Source organism: Prauserella aidingensis (genome assembly GCF_024171865.1).
Taxonomy (GTDB): Bacteria; Actinomycetota; Actinomycetes; order Mycobacteriales; family Pseudonocardiaceae; genus Prauserella; species Prauserella aidingensis.
Genome location: NZ_JAMTCN010000021.1, coordinates 48,577 through 66,085 on the forward strand (window position 1 = coordinate 48,577; position 17,509 = coordinate 66,085).

At 70.0% G+C, this 17,509-nt stretch carries 18 protein-coding genes; 8 read left to right on the top strand and 10 right to left on the bottom strand.

What is annotated here, in order from left to right:
• Positions 1–23: 23 nt before the first annotated feature.
• The gene (locus tag LY13_RS18985; protein ID WP_253829975.1) at positions 24–1,511 is read right to left on the bottom strand and encodes a S8 family peptidase; all 1,488 of its coding nucleotides are present in this window, start codon (positions 1,509–1,511) and stop codon (positions 24–26) included.
• A 729-nt stretch (positions 1,512–2,240) separates the two neighbouring features.
• On the opposite strand from LY13_RS18985, the gene LY13_RS18990 reads away from it, so the two are divergent.
• The gene (locus LY13_RS18990; protein WP_253829944.1) at positions 2,241–3,668 is read left to right on the top strand and encodes a bis-aminopropyl spermidine synthase family protein; all 1,428 of its coding nucleotides are present in this window, start codon (positions 2,241–2,243) and stop codon (positions 3,666–3,668) included.
• An 87-nt stretch (positions 3,669–3,755) separates the two neighbouring features.
• Here LY13_RS18990 and LY13_RS18995 read toward each other — a convergent pair whose 3' ends face one another.
• Complete coding sequence (locus LY13_RS18995; RefSeq protein WP_253829945.1) at positions 3,756–4,964, bottom strand: NAD(P)-dependent malic enzyme; 1,209 nt, start codon at positions 4,962–4,964, stop codon at positions 3,756–3,758.
• Positions 4,965–5,347: 383 nt separating this feature from the next.
• On the opposite strand from LY13_RS18995, the gene LY13_RS19000 reads away from it, so the two are divergent.
• Positions 5,348–5,959, top strand: coding sequence for a dTDP-4-dehydrorhamnose 3,5-epimerase family protein (locus tag LY13_RS19000; RefSeq protein ID WP_253829946.1), 612 nt, complete (start codon positions 5,348–5,350; stop codon positions 5,957–5,959).
• A 32-nt stretch (positions 5,960–5,991) separates the two neighbouring features.
• Here the strand turns inward: LY13_RS19000 and LY13_RS19005 are convergent, their stop codons facing one another.
• Together LY13_RS19005 and LY13_RS19010 are read right to left on the bottom strand one after the other, a co-directional pair.
• Entirely contained in the window at positions 5,992–7,626 is a 1,635-nt protein-coding gene (locus LY13_RS19005) for a GMC oxidoreductase (protein ID WP_253829947.1), read from the bottom strand.
• A gap of 187 nt (positions 7,627–7,813) precedes the next feature.
• Positions 7,814–8,314 (bottom strand): hotdog fold domain-containing protein, encoded by a 501-nt coding sequence (locus LY13_RS19010; protein WP_253829948.1) that lies wholly within the window; start codon positions 8,312–8,314, stop codon positions 7,814–7,816.
• Between LY13_RS19010 and LY13_RS19015 the strand changes: the two genes are divergently transcribed.
• Both LY13_RS19015 and LY13_RS19020 read left to right on the top strand, forming a co-directional pair.
• Positions 8,313–8,954, top strand: coding sequence for a histidine phosphatase family protein (locus LY13_RS19015; RefSeq protein WP_253829949.1), 642 nt, complete (start codon positions 8,313–8,315; stop codon positions 8,952–8,954). The two genes, LY13_RS19010 and LY13_RS19015, sit on opposite strands and share 2 nt — an antisense overlap.
• A gap of 51 nt (positions 8,955–9,005) precedes the next feature.
• Positions 9,006–9,482: a GNAT family N-acetyltransferase gene (locus LY13_RS19020; RefSeq protein ID WP_253829950.1), complete on the top strand. Its 477-nt coding sequence runs from the start codon at positions 9,006–9,008 to the stop codon at positions 9,480–9,482.
• 27 nt (positions 9,483–9,509) lie between these two features.
• Here LY13_RS19020 and LY13_RS19025 read toward each other — a convergent pair whose 3' ends face one another.
• On the bottom strand, positions 9,510–9,980 hold the full coding sequence (locus LY13_RS19025) for a hypothetical protein (RefSeq protein WP_253829951.1): 471 nt from the start codon (positions 9,978–9,980) through the stop codon (positions 9,510–9,512).
• A 227-nt stretch (positions 9,981–10,207) separates the two neighbouring features.
• Here LY13_RS19025 and LY13_RS19030 point away from each other — a divergent pair, with 227 nt between their 5' ends.
• Both LY13_RS19030 and LY13_RS19035 read left to right on the top strand, forming a co-directional pair.
• Positions 10,208–11,182, top strand: a complete 975-nt coding sequence (locus tag LY13_RS19030; protein WP_253829952.1) for a diacylglycerol/lipid kinase family protein — start codon at positions 10,208–10,210, stop codon at positions 11,180–11,182.
• Positions 11,183–11,470: 288 nt separating this feature from the next.
• The gene (locus LY13_RS19035; RefSeq protein ID WP_183655860.1) at positions 11,471–11,725 is read left to right on the top strand and encodes a WhiB family transcriptional regulator; all 255 of its coding nucleotides are present in this window, start codon (positions 11,471–11,473) and stop codon (positions 11,723–11,725) included.
• A gap of 358 nt (positions 11,726–12,083) precedes the next feature.
• Here LY13_RS19035 and LY13_RS19040 read toward each other — a convergent pair whose 3' ends face one another.
• A complete protein-coding gene (locus tag LY13_RS19040; protein WP_253829953.1) occupies positions 12,084–13,568 on the bottom strand; it encodes a sensor histidine kinase in 1,485 nt (494 codons plus the stop codon).
• A gap of 192 nt (positions 13,569–13,760) precedes the next feature.
• Here LY13_RS19040 and LY13_RS26205 point away from each other — a divergent pair, with 192 nt between their 5' ends.
• The gene (locus tag LY13_RS26205) at positions 13,761–13,835 is read left to right on the top strand and encodes a 50S ribosomal protein bL37 (RefSeq protein WP_369299110.1); all 75 of its coding nucleotides are present in this window, start codon (positions 13,761–13,763) and stop codon (positions 13,833–13,835) included.
• Between the two features lie 141 nt (positions 13,836–13,976).
• Here the strand turns inward: LY13_RS26205 and rsrA are convergent, their stop codons facing one another.
• Positions 13,977–14,327, bottom strand: a complete 351-nt coding sequence (gene rsrA, locus LY13_RS19045; RefSeq protein ID WP_253829954.1) for a mycothiol system anti-sigma-R factor — start codon at positions 14,325–14,327, stop codon at positions 13,977–13,979.
• Complete coding sequence (locus LY13_RS19050) at positions 14,324–15,037, bottom strand: sigma-70 family RNA polymerase sigma factor (protein WP_301299365.1); 714 nt, start codon at positions 15,035–15,037, stop codon at positions 14,324–14,326. Before LY13_RS19050 ends, rsrA begins: the two co-directional genes overlap by 4 nt.
• A 236-nt stretch (positions 15,038–15,273) precedes the next feature.
• On the opposite strand from LY13_RS19050, the gene ybaK reads away from it, so the two are divergent.
• Positions 15,274–15,750 (top strand): Cys-tRNA(Pro) deacylase, encoded by a 477-nt coding sequence (ybaK, locus tag LY13_RS19055; RefSeq protein ID WP_253829955.1) that lies wholly within the window; start codon positions 15,274–15,276, stop codon positions 15,748–15,750.
• A gap of 126 nt (positions 15,751–15,876) precedes the next feature.
• Here the strand turns inward: ybaK and LY13_RS19060 are convergent, their stop codons facing one another.
• Together LY13_RS19060 and LY13_RS19065 are read right to left on the bottom strand one after the other, a co-directional pair.
• Complete coding sequence (locus LY13_RS19060) at positions 15,877–16,491, bottom strand: alpha/beta hydrolase family protein (RefSeq protein WP_253829956.1); 615 nt, start codon at positions 16,489–16,491, stop codon at positions 15,877–15,879.
• Complete coding sequence (locus LY13_RS19065; RefSeq protein WP_253829957.1) at positions 16,488–17,357, bottom strand: SOS response-associated peptidase; 870 nt, start codon at positions 17,355–17,357, stop codon at positions 16,488–16,490. The genes LY13_RS19060 and LY13_RS19065 overlap by 4 nt, the downstream gene beginning before the upstream one ends.
• Positions 17,358–17,509: the final 152 nt, after the last annotated feature.

The window sequence follows — 17,509 nt, forward strand, 5'->3', positions numbered from 1 at the left end:
GGGGACGGTGCGTCAGGCCGGTCTCACAGAGTGAGGGTCCAGCTGTTCAGCGAACCGGTGTCCCACGAGAAGGCGTCGGTCACGCGCAGCGTCCACTCGCCGTTCGGCTCGGAAACGCCAGACAGGTCGACCGTGTACGTCTCGTTGATGTCGTTGCCGGAGTCGTACGCCGACGACTTCAGGTTGTACTCCGAACCGTCCGGGGCGACCAGGTCCAGCGCGATGTCGCCGCGGTAGGAGTGGGTGATGTCCACGGCCACCGTGGCGTCGGCCGACGCGGCCTCACAGCCGGAGATCGAGACCGTGCTGGTCGTCGAACCGGCGTCCGGGATGGCGGTCGTCTCGTTGTTCGTGACGGCCTCGCAGTTGCCCGGCTCGGGGTCCGGCTCGTCCGGCGGCGTGGAGCCGTCGGCGACCACGTTCAGGAGCACGTTCGGCGAACCGCTGCCCGGGTTGGACACGACACCCTCGGAACCGCCGGAGACCAGCGCGTCACCGACCTGCTGCGGGGACGCACCCTGGTTCGCGGACAGGTAGACCGCGGCCGCGCCCACGACGTGCGGGGTCGCCATCGACGTGCCGGAGATCGTGTTCTCCGAGGTGTCGCTGTCGATCCACGCCGAGGTGATGTCACTGCCCGGGGCGAAGATGTCCACACAGGACCCGATGTTGGAGAAGCTCGAACGGGCGTCGGTGTCGGTCGTGGAGCCGACCGTGATGCCCTCCGGGGTGCGGGCGGGCGACGAGTTGCACGCGTCGGCGCCGTAGTCGTTGCCCGCGGCCAGACCGTAGGTCACGCCGGAGGCGATGGAGTTCTGGACGGCCTCGTCGATGGCGGCCGAGGCGCCGCCGCCGAGGCTCATGTTCGCGACCGACGGGCCCGAAGAGTTCTCCGTGACCCAGTCGATGCCCGCGATGACACCCGCGTTGGTGCCGCTGCCCTGGCAGTTCAGCACCCGCACGCCGACCAGGTCGACGTTCTTGGCGACGCCGTAGTCGGTGCCGCCGACGGTGCCGGCGACGTGCGTGCCGTGGCCGTTGCAGTCGGTCGCGTCGTTGTCACCGTCGACCGCGTCGTAGCCGTGGGAGGCCCGGCCGCCGAAGTCCTCGTGGGAGGTGAGGATGCCGGTGTCGATGATGTAGGCCGTGACGCCGTCACCGTCGTTCGGCGACGAGTAGTTGTCGTCCAGCGGCAGGTCGGGCTGGTCGATGCGGTCCAGGCCCCACGACGGCGGGTTCGCCTGGTCCGCCGCGGTGTGCATGGTCTGCACCTGCTCGACGTAGTCGACGGCCGGATCGGCCGCGATGCGCTTGGCCAGCGCCTCGGACATCTCCGCCGAATAGCCGTTCAGCACACTCGAGAACGTGTGCTTGACGTCGCCGCCGAGGTCGGCGGCCGTGGTCATGACGCCGTCCTTCAGCTTGACGATGTAGTTGCCCTCGACTGCGGTCTCTGCGTTGGCACCGATGATGGTGCCCTCCTGCGGTGCCGCGCCCGCGGTGCCCGCCATGCCCAGCACGAGTGCCGCGGCGGCTGTGCCCACCCCGACGGCCGTGCCGGCCTTTCGCTTGTCGCTACGCACGGTTTTCCCTTCCGTTCGAACTTTGTCCGGAATAACTCGAGACAGTAACGAGACCGAAGCGAGAACAAATCCCCCCGATTTTTCATGGAATTGCAACCAAAGTCGGATTGCTGCTCCGTTTGCAGCAAGCGCAGCGGCGCAATGGTCCACTCCTCGAGGCGGAACGGTTTCGATTCGTGACCGTGCGGCGCGACCTCCGTTGCATCGCACAGGCAGAACCATTCGTTCAGCCCCCTCCGAAGGTCTGGAACGAAGGTCGTAGCGGCGAGCTTCGTGACGAGAAAGACACCTCGTGGCCACCCGGCACACTTTCCGCCAAGCGGAAGGAACACGGCAGATGACATCCCGGATGCGCGATTCTTCCGAAGATCGGACGCCCGCGACCGATGCGGAAGCGATCCGCGTCCCTGCCCTCCCGGCGGGACACTCCGGCGGGCACGGAACCGCGGGCGGAACCCGAGACCATTCGGACGGAAGTCGATTCCCCGTTCGATATCGCACCGCGGCGCCTGCGCCCGCGCCGCGGTGCGACAGAGCGTCTCCTCCACCGGGGACGGGGTCCGCGAGACGTCGCGGACCGCAGTGTCGTCGGCGACCGCGCGTAACCGGCCGATCCTGGCGCCGACCGCGACCTGCGGAGCCAATAGGGTAGGCGCCATGAATTCGGTGCGTCAGGTGTTCGGCGTGGACGCGAAGTCGCTGCGATCCGCCATCGCGTTACTGGCCGAGCGCAGCTGGCAGTTCGACGATCTCGTGCGCGAACTGGCCGCTCCCCGGCGCACGGTCGAGGAACTGCTCCAGGCCCTCGGCGACGACCTCGAACGCGACGGCGACCACGTCCGGCTACGGCCCGACGTGGTCGACGCCCACCGCGAGGAGGCGGGCAGCCCGCACGCCACCGACGGGCTCGAAGCGGAGGTGGCGCGCCACATCGCGCACGTACCGCCGCCGCTGCCCGCGCTCGACCACGTGCAGGCCACCGCCGACACGGTCGTGCGCCGCGCCCGCTGGCTCGACGAACACTACGACCTGCGCACCACCCGGCTGACGTTCCTCGGCGACCACGACCTGACGTCCCTGGCGGTACGGGCGCTGCGCCCCGAGTCCGACCTGACCGTGATCGACGTCGACGACCGGATCCTCGACTACGTCGACCGCCAGAGCTCCCGCACGATCCGGACCGTCCACGCAGACCTGCGATTCGGCCTTCCACTGTCGGTGATGGGCAAGGCCGACATCGTGTTCAGCGACCCGCCGTACACCCCGGAGGGCATGGCGTTGTTCGCCACACGTGGCCTCGAATGCCTCGCCGATCCGCCCGCGGGCCGCCTGGTGCTCGCCTACGGCTACAGCCCCCGCCACCCCGCGCTCGGCCACCGCACGCAGCGGGCGCTGGTCGGACTGGGCCTCGCCTTCGAGTCGATCGTGCCCGGCTTCCACCGCTACAGCGGTGCACAGGCGATCGGCAGCGCAGCGGACCTGTACGTCTGCCAGCCCACCACGAAGGCCCGCAAAGGCGGCAGGAAGACCAGCAAACAGACGATCTACACGCGCGGTGCCCAGTCGCTCGAGGCGGGTGAGACCACGAACGAACTGCTGACGGCGCTGCGGACCATCGCCGGCCAGAACGGGCTGGACGTCGAGGAACGCGGCGCCGACTGGACGAAACCGGTCACGACCAAGCCGGGCACGGCCGTGGCCGTCGACCTCGGGGCGGACCCCGGGCCGTGGCTGCTGCGCACGCTGCTGGCCGTCAACGCCGACCGCGTGGCGGTGCTGCTGCCCAACTCGCACCCCGACCTCGCCGACGCCGCGTCGCAACGCGGCCTCACCGAACTGATCGGGCCGAAGTACCGTCTCCGCCTGTTGCGCAGCACGCCGGACAACACGCACGCGGTGGTCGTGGCCGAGCCGCCCGCCACCGCGACCGGTCACACCGACGCGGCGGCCCGTGCCGTGCTCACACGGGCACACGGGCGACTGGGCAACATCTGGCCGGACGCCCCCGACGACGTGTCCGACGACCGGCTCATCGACCTGCCGCGCCACCGCGTCGCCGAGGTCCGTCACGAACTCGCCGACTGACGACGTGAAGCCCCCAGGGGCACTTTGGTTGCGTTCAACGCCACCAAAGTGCCCTTGGGGGCAGTGCCCGGTACCTGGTTCGCGGCGTCAGCCGACGACGCCGTCGGCCTCCGCTGCCTTGGTGACGGCCGTGGCGACCTCCTCGGCCACCCTCGGGTCGAGCGGACTCGGCACGATGCGATCGGCCGACAGCTCGTCGGCGGCCACCGACACGATCGCCTCGGCCGCCGCGAGCTTCATGTTCTCCGTAATCGCCCGCGCACCGGCGTCCAGCGCGCCGCGGAACACACCCGGGAACGCCAGCACGTTGTTGATCTGGTTCGGGAAGTCACTGCGGCCGGTCGCCACGACGGACGCGTACTTCGCCGCGACGTCCGGGTGAACCTCCGGGTCCGGATTGGACAGTGCGAACACGATCGGCTGCGGCGCCATGGTCGCGAGCAGGTTCTCGTCGATCGTCGCACTCGACAGGCCGATGAACACGTCCGCACCGGCCATCGCCTCGTCGATCCCGCCGCGCAGGCCCGCCGCGTTGGTCGTCTCGGCCAGCTCGGACTTGATCGCGTTGAGATTGTCCCTGCCCGCGTGGATGATCCCGCGCGAGTCGAGCATCGTCACGTCGCCGACACCCGCGGCCTGCAGGATCTTCGCGCACGCCACCCCCGCGGCGCCCGCGCCGGAGATCACCACACGCTGGTCGGCGATGTCCCGGCCGGCCACGAGGTTCGCGCCCCGCAGCGCGGCAAGCACCACGATGGCCGTGCCGTGCTGGTCGTCGTGCATGACCGGACAGTCCAGCGCGTCCTTGAGCTTGTCCTCGAGCTCGAAGCACCGCGGCGCCGACACGTCCTCCAGGTTCACCGCACCGAACGACGGGCGCAGCCGCACCAGGGTCTCGACGATCTCGTCGACGTTGCTGGTGTCCAGCACGAGCGGGATCGAGTCCAACCCGGCGAACGTCTTGAACAGAACCGACTTGCCCTCCATGACCGGCAGCGATGCGCTCGCGCCGATGTCACCGAGTCCGAGTACCGCCGTGCCGTCGCTGACCACTGCCACGAGCCGGTCGGCCCACGTGTACCGCTTCGCGAGCTCGGGCTGCTGCTCGATCGCGCGGCTGACCTTCGCTACCCCGGGGGTGTAGGCGATGGACAGGTCACGCGCCTGCGTGATGGGCCGAGTGGCCGACACGGAGAGCTTGCCGCCCTCGTGTCCGCCGAAGATGTCGTCGTCACTCACCTGAGCTTGGGACACGTCTATCTCCAGGGCTGAAAAAGGGAAATCACCGACGGGCATCCCGTCGGTTCGCGTGGGCTCCTTGGTCCCGGCGACTCGGCGCGGTAGCACCGTCTGCCGGCAAGGTGTCCGTCATAAGGCCCTTGGTTCAGGCGTAGCCGCGGACGCGGCGGTTCGCCCAGTGTGACATCTCCGCGGGCGATCGGCCGTGCCGGTGCGGCCCGGATCACAAAGATCGACCCGTTTTCGCAGGTCACATCGCCAATAGCAAGACGGACATCCGACTTGCGTGGCACGTGAAGCCCGCTACGCGGGGCTGCCTACGGCCCTCCCGTCATCCTCCGCCACCCGACCGGACCCGCTACGCAGGGCTCCATAGGGCCCTCCCGTCGCCCGCCACCACCCAACCGGACCCGCTACGCGGGGCTGCCTACGATTCAGGCATGCACGCCCGCGCGCTGGCCGTTCCGCACGCCATGGAGTTCACCCCGCCCGTCTTCCCCGATCACCGTGGGCTGTTCACCGCCCCGTTCCAGGAACCGGCGTTCCTCGACGCCGTCGGGCACCCCATGACGGTGGCGCAGACGAACCACAGCGTGTCGCGGCGCGGCACGGTCCGCGGGATCCACTTCACCGACGTGCCCCCCGGCCAGGGCAAGTACGTCTACTGCCCCAAGGGCTCCCTGCTGGACGTCGTCGTGGACCTGCGCACGGGCTCGCCCACGTTCGGCGCATGGGACACGGTGACGCTCGACAGTCACACGTTCCGAGGGGTGTACATCGCCGAAGGACTGGGCCACGGCTTCATCGCGCTGGACGACGACACCGTGATGTCGTACCTGTGCTCGACGTCGTACAACCCGCCCGCCGAGCACGGCATCGACCCGCTCGACCCGGCCCTCGGCCTGCCGTGGCCCGACGACGTCGAGTACGTCCTCTCCGACAAGGACCGCGCGGCGCCGTCACTCGCCGAGGCCCGCGACGCCGGCCTGCTGCCCCGCTACGAGGACTGCCTCGCCCGCTACGCCGAGCTCCGCGCGAACGCACCCGCCTGAGGTCCGTCTCCTTTGGGGCGAGACGCCGGCGATCAGCGGCGGATGTCCTCCGCGAGGACGCGGTCGACGTTGCGCTCGGCCAGGGCGGTGATCGTGACGAACGGGTTCACCCCGGTGCTGCCGGGGATCAACGACCCGTCGGTGACGTACAGGTTGTCGTAGCCCTTCACGCGTCCGTACAGATCGGTCGCCTCGCCGAGGACGGCGCCGCCCAGCGGGTGGTAGGTGAACCGGTTCTCGAACGCCCGCGTGTCCCCGAACAGGTCGTGGCGGTACACCGTGTTGTTGACGCCGTTGATGCGGTCGAAGTGCACCTTCGCCGCGTCGATCGAGGCCTGCCCCTGCTCGGCGGTCCAGTGCAGTCGCGCCGAGTCGGACGCCGCATCGTAGGTGAAGTGGCCGCGTGCGGGGTTCTTCGTGATCGCGAGATACAGGCTCACCCACAGTTCGATCCCGGCCGGCATCGGCGCGATCTCGGCGAACACCGGGTTGTCCGGGTCGTCCCAGGCGTCGATCCCCAGCGCGGGCATCCCCGACTGCAGCGTGCCCGTGAGGTCCCAGGCGTGGTTGGCGCGGCCCACCATGACGTTGCCGTTCGGCCCCCAGCCCTGCCCGATCTCCTCACCGAGGCGGGGCAGGGTGCCGGTGTCCCTCGCCCGCACCAGCAGCTCGGTGGACCCGATGCTGCCCGCGCCGAGGAACAGATGCCGCGCGCCCATCTCCCGTCGCGCGACGGTGCCGCCCGTCTCGTCGAGCTCGCGCACGGTGAGCCGGTACGTGCCGTCGGCGCTCCTGCGGATGTCCCGCACCTCCTGCAACGTCTTGATCGTGACGTTGCCCGTGCCCAGCGCCGCGGCCAGGTACGTCTTGTCGAGCGAGCGTTTGCCGTGGTTGTTGCCGAAGATGACCTCGAAGTCGAGCGCCGACCGTGGCACCTCGCCCGCCTCTTCGCGGCGCATGTAGTCGAAGTCGTAGACGCTCGGCACGAACGCGGTCCGGTAGCCGGCCTTCTCGGCGTGCTTCCGCGACAGCCGCGCGTACCGGTACGACTCGCAGCTCTCGAACCAGTCCCTGTCGATCTCGTTGACGCCGAGTGCCGTGTTGGCGCGCGGAAAGTAGGTGCCGTACATCTCGTCGGCGTCGACGTCGGGGAGGATCTCCTCGAAGTACGACCGCCGCGGGGTCACGGCCATCGCGCCGTTGACCAGCGACCCGCCGCCGACGCCGCGGCCGAGGTAGACCGACATGTCGCCGTAGTGCACGCGATCGAGCACACCGGCGTAGCGCTCGATGCGGGTGTTGATGTCGATCCACAGGAACGACGCGAGCGGCATCTCGCTGCGGTCCTTGAGCCACATGGACCGTTTGTCGGGCGAGAGCATCGGCGAGAAGATCGACCCGTCGGCGGTGGGCGTGTCCCACAGCTGCCCCATCTCGAGCATGACCGTCGGGATACCGGCCTCACCGAGACGGAGTGCCGTCACCGCCGCGCCGTAGCCCGTGCCGATCACGACGGCGGGCGAGAACTCCGGCAGGCCGTCGCGGGCGTCGGCCGCGTGTGCCTGCCTGGCGGAGATGGTCGTGAGGCCGTAGGCGGCGGCCGAGCTCAGGGCCGTGTAGCCGAGGAACTGCCTGCGGGACATTGTCCGGCGGGACGACTGTGTCATGGGTCGAGATGCTGGCCCGGTTACCGCAGAGTAGGCAACGGTAAACACGAGGATCTTTCACATCGCTACCGAAGTTCATCCGGTCAGCTTAATGGCGCCGCGCCAACAAGGTGTCACCTGCGCCCTGTGATCCTCGGCCTACCCGGCGTGCGGCTCTCCGCCGACCCGGCGCGCCCGACCGCAGTGCTCACGTCCTCGGCGTGAGCCAGATCGTGATCTCGGCGGTGACGACCGTCCGACCCGCACGATCCCGGACGTCGACCGGCACGATCACCTCGACACCGTCGCCGCCGGCCGGAAGCTCCGGCAGTTCCGACAGCTCGGCAACGGCGGTCAGCGACGTCCGGGCCTTCGCGACGTACGACACCGACATCCCCTTCGGGATCCAGCGGTGAGTGGTCGGAACGGTCGCCTCGGCGAGCATGCCCATGGCGATCTCGGCGAGGTTGCAGGCGGCGATGGCGTGGAACGTGCCCAGGTGGTTGTGCACTCCCCACCACTTCGGGGCCGCCACCTCGCAACGGCCGGGCCGCATGTCCCGCACCCTCGGCAGCACCGAGCCGAAGTACGGCACGCGCAGGCACATCGCGGCGGAGAACACGCCCCTGCCGATCGCCGAGTCGGAGAGCTTCCGCCACATCGCATAGGTCGGGTTCGTCGCCGGGCCCGCCACGTCCTGAGAGGTCATGTCGGCATATTACCGACCGGTAACCTTCGTGTCGGGATACGGTTCCCGCGTGTCCGAACACTCGATCCTGCTCATCCGGCACGGCCAGACCGAGTGGTCGGCCGCGGGCAAACACACCAGCCACACCGACGTCCCCCTGACCGGCGTCGGTGAGCGACAGGCACACGCGGCCGGCCGCACCTACGCCGTCCTGCACGGAGGCCGCCATCCGGCGCTGGTGCTGTCCAGCCCGCGGCTGCGCGCGGAGCACACGGCGAGACTGGCCGGCATCGACGTCGACGAGGCCACGGAGGACCTCGCCGAGTGGGACTACGGCCGGTACGAGGGCACCACCACGGACGAGATCCACCGCACCGTCCCCGACTGGACACTGTGGACCGACGGCGCGCCGGACGGCGAGACCCCCGCACAGGTCGCGGCACGCGGCGACCGCGTTCTCGACCGTGCCCGCGCGGCCCTGGCCGACGGCGACGTCGTACTCGTCGGGCACGGCCACTTCAGCCGCGTACTGATCGCCCGCTGGCTCGGCCTCGACGTGGCACTCGGGGAAGGCTTCCGCGTCGACCCGGCGAGCATCTCCGCACTCGGCTACGACCGTGGTGCGCCGCAGATCCGCCATCTCAACGTCCCGCCGACCTGAACCCCGACCTCGCCCCCGGCGGGCGAGGGCCACGGTGCGAAGCTCGACACCATGACGATCCGCCGCATCCGCACCGACGACGTCGACGCCGTCGTCGATCTGGTCCACGCGCTGGCCGCGTACGAGAAGGCGCCCGACGAGTGCCACCTGACCGCCGAACAACTGCACACCGCACTGTTCGCGGACAAGCCCGCGCTCTACGGCCACGTCGCCGAGGCCGACGGTGAGGTCGTGGGCTTCGCGCTGTGGTTCCTCAACTTCTCGACCTGGCGCGGCGTCCACGGCATCTACCTGGAGGACCTGTTCGTCCGCCCCGAGCACCGCGGTTCCGGCCTCGGCAAGACCCTGCTCGCCGCGCTCGCCGCCGAATGCGTCGAGCGCGGGTACGCACGCCTCGAGTGGTGGGTGCTGAACTGGAACCCCGCGCGGGCCTTCTACGAGTCCCTCGACGCCGAGGCCATGGACGAGTGGACCGTCTACCGCCTCACCGACGCACCCTTGCGGGCTCTCGCAGGCGACGCGGGCTGACGCCGCGGCGATTCCGGGTGCCGGCGCTCAGCGGTCGCCGGGCTCGTCACGTTCGCGCTCGGCCGCCCGGCCGGACACTCCACCGCGACGCGCGGCCTCGTCCTCCGTCTCGTCGGGCCGCTGCCCCAGCACCCACGCGCGCGAGTCCCGGCGGAACAACAGCACGATGACCGCGACCCCGGCGATCATGATCGGCACCCCGAACCCGGACTGGTCCGACGGGCCGGTCGCGTACCAGCCGACACCCACCAGGATCAGCGCGACGACGAGGGACGGCGACCGCGCCCACGTCTTGCCCAGCAGCAGACCCGTCGCGCACGCCAGCACGGCGAGGCCGAGGACGGCGTAGTAGCTCACCTCCGCGACCAGGTCGGGGCTGGTGCCGGTGACCGCGAGCACGATGCCGATCGCGATGAGCGCGAAGCCCGGCAGTGCCGTCAGCAGCCCCGCGTAACGGACTTCGCGGGGCGCGGGCGAGATCTTGTCGGCGAGCGCCACGAGCGGGCCTTCCCTCGGATGTGACCGTGCGTGAACGGTTTCGATGGTATGCCACCCGGACGGCCGTTTTCCGCCGCCCGGCATCGCGACAAGGATTCGAGGTGTCGTCGATGAGCCGGGTGGTCGTTCCGGGGTGCACTCGTCACGGCGGAAGTCGACACGTTCGCCGACCGAGCAGGAGGCAGCAGGCGAGGAGAATGGGCTGACGATTCACCTACGCTGGACGAGTGCGCGCAGTTCTCGTCGTGAATCCACAGGCCACCGCCACCTCACCGGGAGGGCGTGACGTCCTGGCGCACGCCCTCGCCAGTCAGGTGAAGCTCGAGGTGGTCGAGACCGAGCACCGCGGTCACGCGATGACGGTCGCCCGTGCGGCCGCCCGCGGTGAGCTGGGCGACGTCGACCTCGTCGTCGCCCACGGCGGTGACGGCACGGTCAACGAGGTCGTCAACGGCCTCATGGACGGTGCCCGCCGCGCCGCCGTGCCCGCGCCGATGCTGGGCGTCGTCCCGGGCGGCTCGGCGAACGTCTTCGCCCGCGCGCTCGGGCTCCCCCGCGATCCCGTCGAGGCCACCCACCGCCTCCTGCACGCCGTCGAGACCCGCTCCACGCGACGGGTGGGGCTCGGCATCGCCGAGAGCGGGGGCACCGGGGCCGACGACGTCACCGGCGCCGTGGCCAGCGGCGCGCGCTGGTTCACCTTCAACGCCGGCCTGGGGTGGGACGCCGACGTCGTGGAGGGAGTGGACGCCCGGCGTGGCAAACGCACGAGCCCGTCGCTGTACGCCCGCACGGCCGTCTCCGCGTACCTCCGGCCCCCGCACGGCAGGCCGGCGATGAGCATCGGCCTTCCCGGCGACGAGGAGCCCGTGGAGGCGCGGACGGTGTTCGTCTCCAACACCGACCCGTGGAGCTACCTCGGGCCGCGGCCGGTCCACCTGAACACGACCTGCTCGTTCGACGGCGGGCTCGGACTGTTCGCGCTGCGCGGCATGGGCATGACGACCGTGCTGCGCCACCTCCGCCAGGCCCTGAAACAGGGCAAACACCGGGGTAGCCGGCTCGTGCGACACGACGATGTGTCATCCGTCTGCGTGAAAGCCGAAAAACCCGTAAACTTTCAGGTCGACGGAGACCTGGTCGGCACACGCACCAGGGTGGAGTTCCGGAGCGTCCCGCAGGCGCTCACCGTCGCGGTATGACTGGTCGCAGCCGGTGAACAGCAATCAGCTGATCGCCCCCGGCAAACCCCGGTTACCGCTTATCGACGCCGAAGCTCCACTCGCCGCAAAGTTCGGTCGACGGGCGGCGTTGCCGCGAGGTAAAGCTGCAGGTCAGGTCGGGGTTTCACGGCCGTGAGCTGACTCACCGATCCGTCGAAAACACTTGTCGAAGCCCGGGACTCGTGAAAGCATTCACAAGCACCCCGAAAACGACCGCCAAGACGACGTTGGCGCGGGTACCCCCGCGTCTTGAGAAGGAGCTCAAGAATGGACTGGCGCAACCGCGCGGCCTGCCGAGACGAAGACCCGGAACTGTTCTTCCCCGTGGGCACCAGTGGCCCCGCGCTCTCTCAGGTAGCCGCCGCGAAGGCAGTATGCCACCGCTGCACCGTTGCCTCCGACTGCCTCGCCTGGGCCCTGGCCAGCGGCCAGGACGCCGGCGTCTGGGGCGGCATGGACGAGGACGAGCGTCGTGCGCTGAAGCGTCGCCGCGCTCAGGTCGGTCAGCACAGCAACGCCTGAGCAGACCGTCGCAGACAACGCGACCTGCCTTTTGCCCGGATTGACGTAAGTACTTTTTTACTGGGGCCGAGGCAAAAGGTTTGAGGGCCGGCATCCCTTCGGGGTGCCGGCCCTCAAGCGTCTCCGGGTCGAGTCGAACGGGTCGAGTCGAACAGGTCCAAAGTCGAACAGGTCCAGAGTCGAACGGGCCGTGTCGAACGGGCCGTGTCGAACGGGCCGTGTCGAACGAATGCATTCACGACACCGGATACCGCGTATCCCCGTCGTTTCCGGACCGATCGCCGGACCGTTCCGGTCGTACGGCGAAAACGGTTTCGACGGCCGCAGACCACGTCGACGTCGGCGACGAGGAGTCCGCTCAGCCGCGGCGGTTGAGCGGAACCCGCAGCGTCGCCTCGGTGCCCCCGTGGCTGCCGCCGCGCAGCGACAACGACCCACGCAGCTCGGATTCCACGAGCGTCCGAGCGATCTGCAGTCCGAGGCCGTCGGCGCGCTCCAGTGAGAATCCGGACGGCAGGCCCCGCCCGTCGTCGCGGATGATGATGTCGAGCCTGCCCGCCGAGCGGTCGACCGCGATCTCCACCTCGCCCGCCTTTCCGGGTTCGAACGCGTGCTCGACCGCGTTCTGCACCAGTTCGGCGACCACCATCACCAACGGTGTGGCGATGTCGGCCGCCACGATGCCGAACGATCCGCTGCGCGAGAGTTTCACGTGCGCTTCCGCGGTGGCGACCTCGCCGACCATCGGCAGCACGTTGTCGAACAGCTTGTCCAGGTCGACCTTCTCGTCCACCGACATCGACAGCGCCTCGTGGACCATGGCGATCGACGACACCCGGCGCACCGACTCGGTCAGCGCTTGCCGTGCCTCCCCGCTGGGCGTCCTGCGGGACTGCAACCGCAACAGCGCGGCGACGGTCTGCAGGTTGTTCTTCACGCGGTGGTGGATCTCGCGGATCGTCGCGTCCTTCGACATCAACGCGCGGTCGCGCCGCTTGACCTCGGTGACGTCGCGGGCGAGCACGAGCGCACCCGCGGGCCGTCCGGCAGGACGCAGCGGCAGGGCGCGGAACAGCGCCACCGCGCCGCGCCGCGACTCGGCCTCCGCGCGCGTGCTGGGTTTGCCCGCGACGGCGTCGAGGATGCGGTGCGAGATCTCGGTGGCGTCGAACGGATCGCGGATCAGCGACCGTGTCAACGGCGCCAGCCGCGCACCGATCAGATCCGATTCGTAGCCCATCCGGTGATAGACGGACTGGCCGTTCGGGCTGGCGAACACCACGGTGCCGTTCTGGTCGATGCGGATCAGCCCGTCGCCGACGCGCGGGCTCGTGTGCACGTCGGTGCCACCGTCCGGGCTCGGATACGTGCCGTCGGCCAGCATCTGGCACAGGTCGGCCGCGCTACCCAGGTAGGCGATCTCGAGCGGGCTCGGCACCCGCGGTGACGCCAGGTTCGTGTCCCGGCTCAGTACGGCGATCGCCCGGTCGCCGAACCGCACCGGGATCGCCTCCCTGCGCATCGGCAGGTCGTTGTACCAGTGCGGCTCCTCCTCGCGGCACAGGCGCAGTTCACGCGCGGCCCGCGACAGCTGCGGATGCTCCTCCGGGGTGAACCGTGTGCCCACGACGTCCTCCGCATGCGCGGTCGGACCGGTCGTCGGCCGCACCTGCGCGACGCACACGAAGTCGCCCTCACCATCCGCGACCGGGACCCACATCAGGAAGTCCGCGAACGACAGGTCCGCCAGCAGCTGCCACTCGGCGACCACGAGTTGCAGATGGTCGACGGCCTCCCCCGGCAGACCGGTGTTGTCGGCGAGCAGCTCCGCAAGTGTGGACATCGGTTATCGACCACCGCACATCGTCATGACTCGGACGCGGACCGGGCGTGATCCGCTCTGCAATACTCCCACCCGGCCCCCGCGATACCCACCTGCCGGCCGCGCGCGTCACATCCGGACCGTCCGGCCCAGCCGACGGGGTCGACCGGAGCACATGCGACACTGGGGCCAGCAAGTCATGGAGGAATGAACATGTCGAAGCGTGCACGTAAGCGCCGCGATCGCAAGAAGAACAAGGCGAATCACGGCAAGAAGCCCAACACCTGATCACCCGCCTCGAGCGGCCGTCAGGAACGGCGAAGGCCCCGGCACTTCCTCGGAAGTGGCCGGGGCCTTGCCGTGTGCGGGTATTCGTGGTGCTGCCGTGTCCGGCGGCCAGGTGCGTGCCCGGTCCCGCCTGCCGCCGGGTCAGCTGCCGTCGGAGCCTTCGCGGACCTGCTCGATCGTCAGCTCGGTCTCGCTGAGGCGCACGCCGCCGCGTTCCTCCACGGTCTTGCGGATCGACGCCCGCAGTCGCTCCTTGAGGTCCACCGGCGCCTGATCCCCGCCGCACTTGCGGTGCAGCAGCTGCTTGATCTGGTCGTCGATGCCGTACTCCTCGAGGCACGGCGGGCAGTCCTCGATGTGCTTGCGCAGCTCGGCGTCACGTTCGGCGCTGCATTCGCGATCGAGCAGCAAGTAGATCTCCGCCAGCGCCTCGTCGCAGCAGACGTCCCTGCCCTGCTCGGGTTTGTGGTCCGGCTGTTCCAGGGTGCTCATCGGCCCGCCACCTCCCGCGTCGCGGTCGCCGGCCGGATGAAACCACGGTCGGTGGCGACGTCGGCGAGCAGGTTCCGCAGCTGACTGCGACCACGGTGCAACCGCGACATCACGGTGCCGATGGGCGTGTCCATGATCTCGGCGATCTCCTTGTACGCGAAGCCCTCGACGTCGGCGAGGTACACGGCGAGTCGGAACTCCTCGGGCAACTGCTGCAGCGCGGCCTTCACGTCCGTGTCGGGCAGCTTGTCCATCGCCTCCACCTCGGCCGAACGCAGACCGGTCGACGTGTGGCTCTCCGCCTGGGCGATCTGCCAGTCGGTGATCTCCTCGGTGGGCTGCTGCAACGGCTGCCGCTGACGTTTGCGGTAGCCGTTGATGAACGTGTTGGTCAGGATGCGGTACATCCAGGCCTTCAGGTTCGTGCCCTTCTTGAACGAGGAGAACGCGGAGTACGCCTTGAGGTAGGCCTCCTGGACGAGGTCCTCGGCGTCGGCCGGGTTGCGCGTCATCCGCAGAGCGGCCGAGTACAGCTGGTCGATGAGCGGCATCGCGTCCCGCTCGAACCGCGCGATGCGATCCTGCTCGTCCTCGGGGCTCTCGGCCTCCGCGCCGCGGTCGGGAGCGCCGGGCGCGGCTGCGTTCGCGGCGCTCGGTCGCTCGGCGGTCTCGGCGGTTGCTGGCTCGGCAGAGTTCTGCGTGCTCGGCAAACCGTTCCCTTCCAGATCGGTGGCCGGGTCGACGGTGATCTCGGCGCTCTTGCTGTGCCTGTCACGCTGGCTTCGGATACCCGCCACCGACGGCACATATGTCTCCTCCGAGGATACGCCTCGGGCGCCCTCGGGTCTGGTCAGAATCGTCGGCACACCCCCTGTAACGACGACCCTCGATCGGGTATTCCCGCCCGTCGTCGGAGGCATTCCCCGGGTCGCCTAGCCTGCACCTCATGGCGGGCAAGGGGACACCGGCGACGGCACTGCTGACCACGCGCGAGGTCGAACACACGCTGCGGACCTACGACCACGATCCCCGCCACGAGTCGTACGGACCGGAGGCCGCGGAGGCGCTGGGCGTCGCACCGGAGCGGGTGTTCAAGACCCTCGTCACGACCGTCGACGGGGCGTTGACGGTCGGAGTCGTGCCGGTCACGGGGCAACTCGATCTCAAGGCGCTCGCGGCCGCCGTGGGCGGCAAGAAGGCGAGGATGGCCGACCCCGCTGCGGCGGAACGGGCGACGGGGTACGTCGTCGGCGGGATCTCCCCGCTCGGCCATCGCACCCGCCTGCCGCTCGTCGTGGACGCCTCCGCGGAGACGTTCGCCACGGTGCTGGTCTCCGGCGGCCGGCGTGGCCTGGAGATCGAACTCGCACCCGGCGACCTGATCGCGCTGACCACCGCAACCGTGGCAGCCATCACGTCCTGACCCACCCTCCCGGGTGAGCCCCGCTCGGAGTAGCGGTTCCGGCCCCCAAGGGCACCTTGGTGGCGTTGAATGCCACCAAGGTGCCCTTGGGGGCGCTCGACGGCGCGTCGCCGGTTACGGCGCGTGTCAGGAGACGAGAGGGCGGGTGACCCTGGCGAGCCACTCCGCGCTCGCACGGGCGACGCCGTCGAGCCCGGCCTTCAGACTGTGATCGCCCGGCACCATGACGACCTCCCGGTGCGGCCCCGCCTCCGGCCTGCCGAACGGATCCTTCTCCCCCTGCACGACCAGCGTGGGCACGTCGACACCGTCCAGCTCGGCCTGCCGCGACTTCTCCGGCTTGCCGGGCGGGTGTTCGGGGAACGCCAGGCACAGCACCGCGTCGGCCTGTCCCTGCTCGGCCGTGCGGCACGCGACCCTGGCACCCGACGACCGCCCGCCGAACACCAGCGGCAGGCCTTCGAACCACCGGTCGGACAACTCCTCGACGACGGCCAGCCACGCCGCGTCCAGCTGTTTCGCCGGCGCGGGCGCCTTCCTGCCCGCCACGCGGTACGGCTGCTCCACCAGCGCCACGTGGACGCCCTGTTTCCGCGCCGCTCCCGCGACGGCGACCAGGTCCGGCGCATCGATCCCGCCACCCGCGCCGTGCCCGAGCAGCAGCCCGGCGCCCGCCTCGTCGGCGAGATGCAGTTCGACCCGCGCCGGACCGTGCGGCGTGTCGATCCGGGCGGTGGTCATCGCGCACCCGGCACGTCGAACAGGGCCGCCTCCGACGCCGACGCTTCCGTCGCCGAAGCCTCCGGCGACGGGCCCGCCGTCGACGCCCCGCCGTCGGCGTCCAGCTCGACCGCGTCGTCGACCCGGTCGAGCAACTGGGGGCCGTTGTTGCGCACGTTGTTCACGAGCGTCGACACGGGCCGCAGCTCGAGCGCGTCGAGGACATCGAGGCCCGGCGGCTCGAGCAGCGAGGTCGCGTCGGTGCGGTCGGGGTCGAGCCAGTCGTGCCAGCGGTCCTGGGTCATCAACAGCGGCATCCGATCGTGGACCTCGGTGAGCTGTCCCCGCGCCTCGGTCGTGATGATCGAGCACGTCACGAGCGGCGGCGCGTCCGGCTCGCCCTTCGGGTCACGCCACGTCTCCCAGATGCCCGCGAACGCGAGCGACGAGCCGTCTCCGCTGGTCATGAAGAACGGCTCCTTCGGCGCCTTCTTCTTCGGCTGCCCCTCGGGGACGGGGCCGACCTTCCACTCGAACCAGCCGTCGGCGGGGATCAGGCAGCGGCGCCGGGACAGCGCCTTGCGGAACGCGGGCTTCTCGGCCGCAGTCTCCGCGCGTGTGTTGATCATGCGGTTGCCGATGGCGGCGTCCTTCGCCCAGAACGGCACCAGACCCCACCGCAGCACCCGTAGCTCGCGTTCGGCGGGCGCATCGGTGTCGACGTCGCCCTCGGCGTCGCGCGGATGCCGCTCCACGACCCCGACCACGTTCTTGGTCGGCGCGACGTTGTAGTTCTCCGTGGGTGCGTGCCCCTCCGTGCCGTCGGCCGCCTCGAACTCCTGCATCAACGCGGCCGGGCTCTTCGTGGCGGCGTATCGGCCGCACATGGCGTCTCCCTGGTTCGTCGAACGGACTCCCCGACCAGCGTGGCACGGCTGCCGGCCCCGGGCGAGGCCCATGGGGGATCATTACCCACGGGCGAGCCAGGCGGCAACGCCGTGCGTCGCACGGGCGTGGCTCGCATCCTCGGCAGGTGACC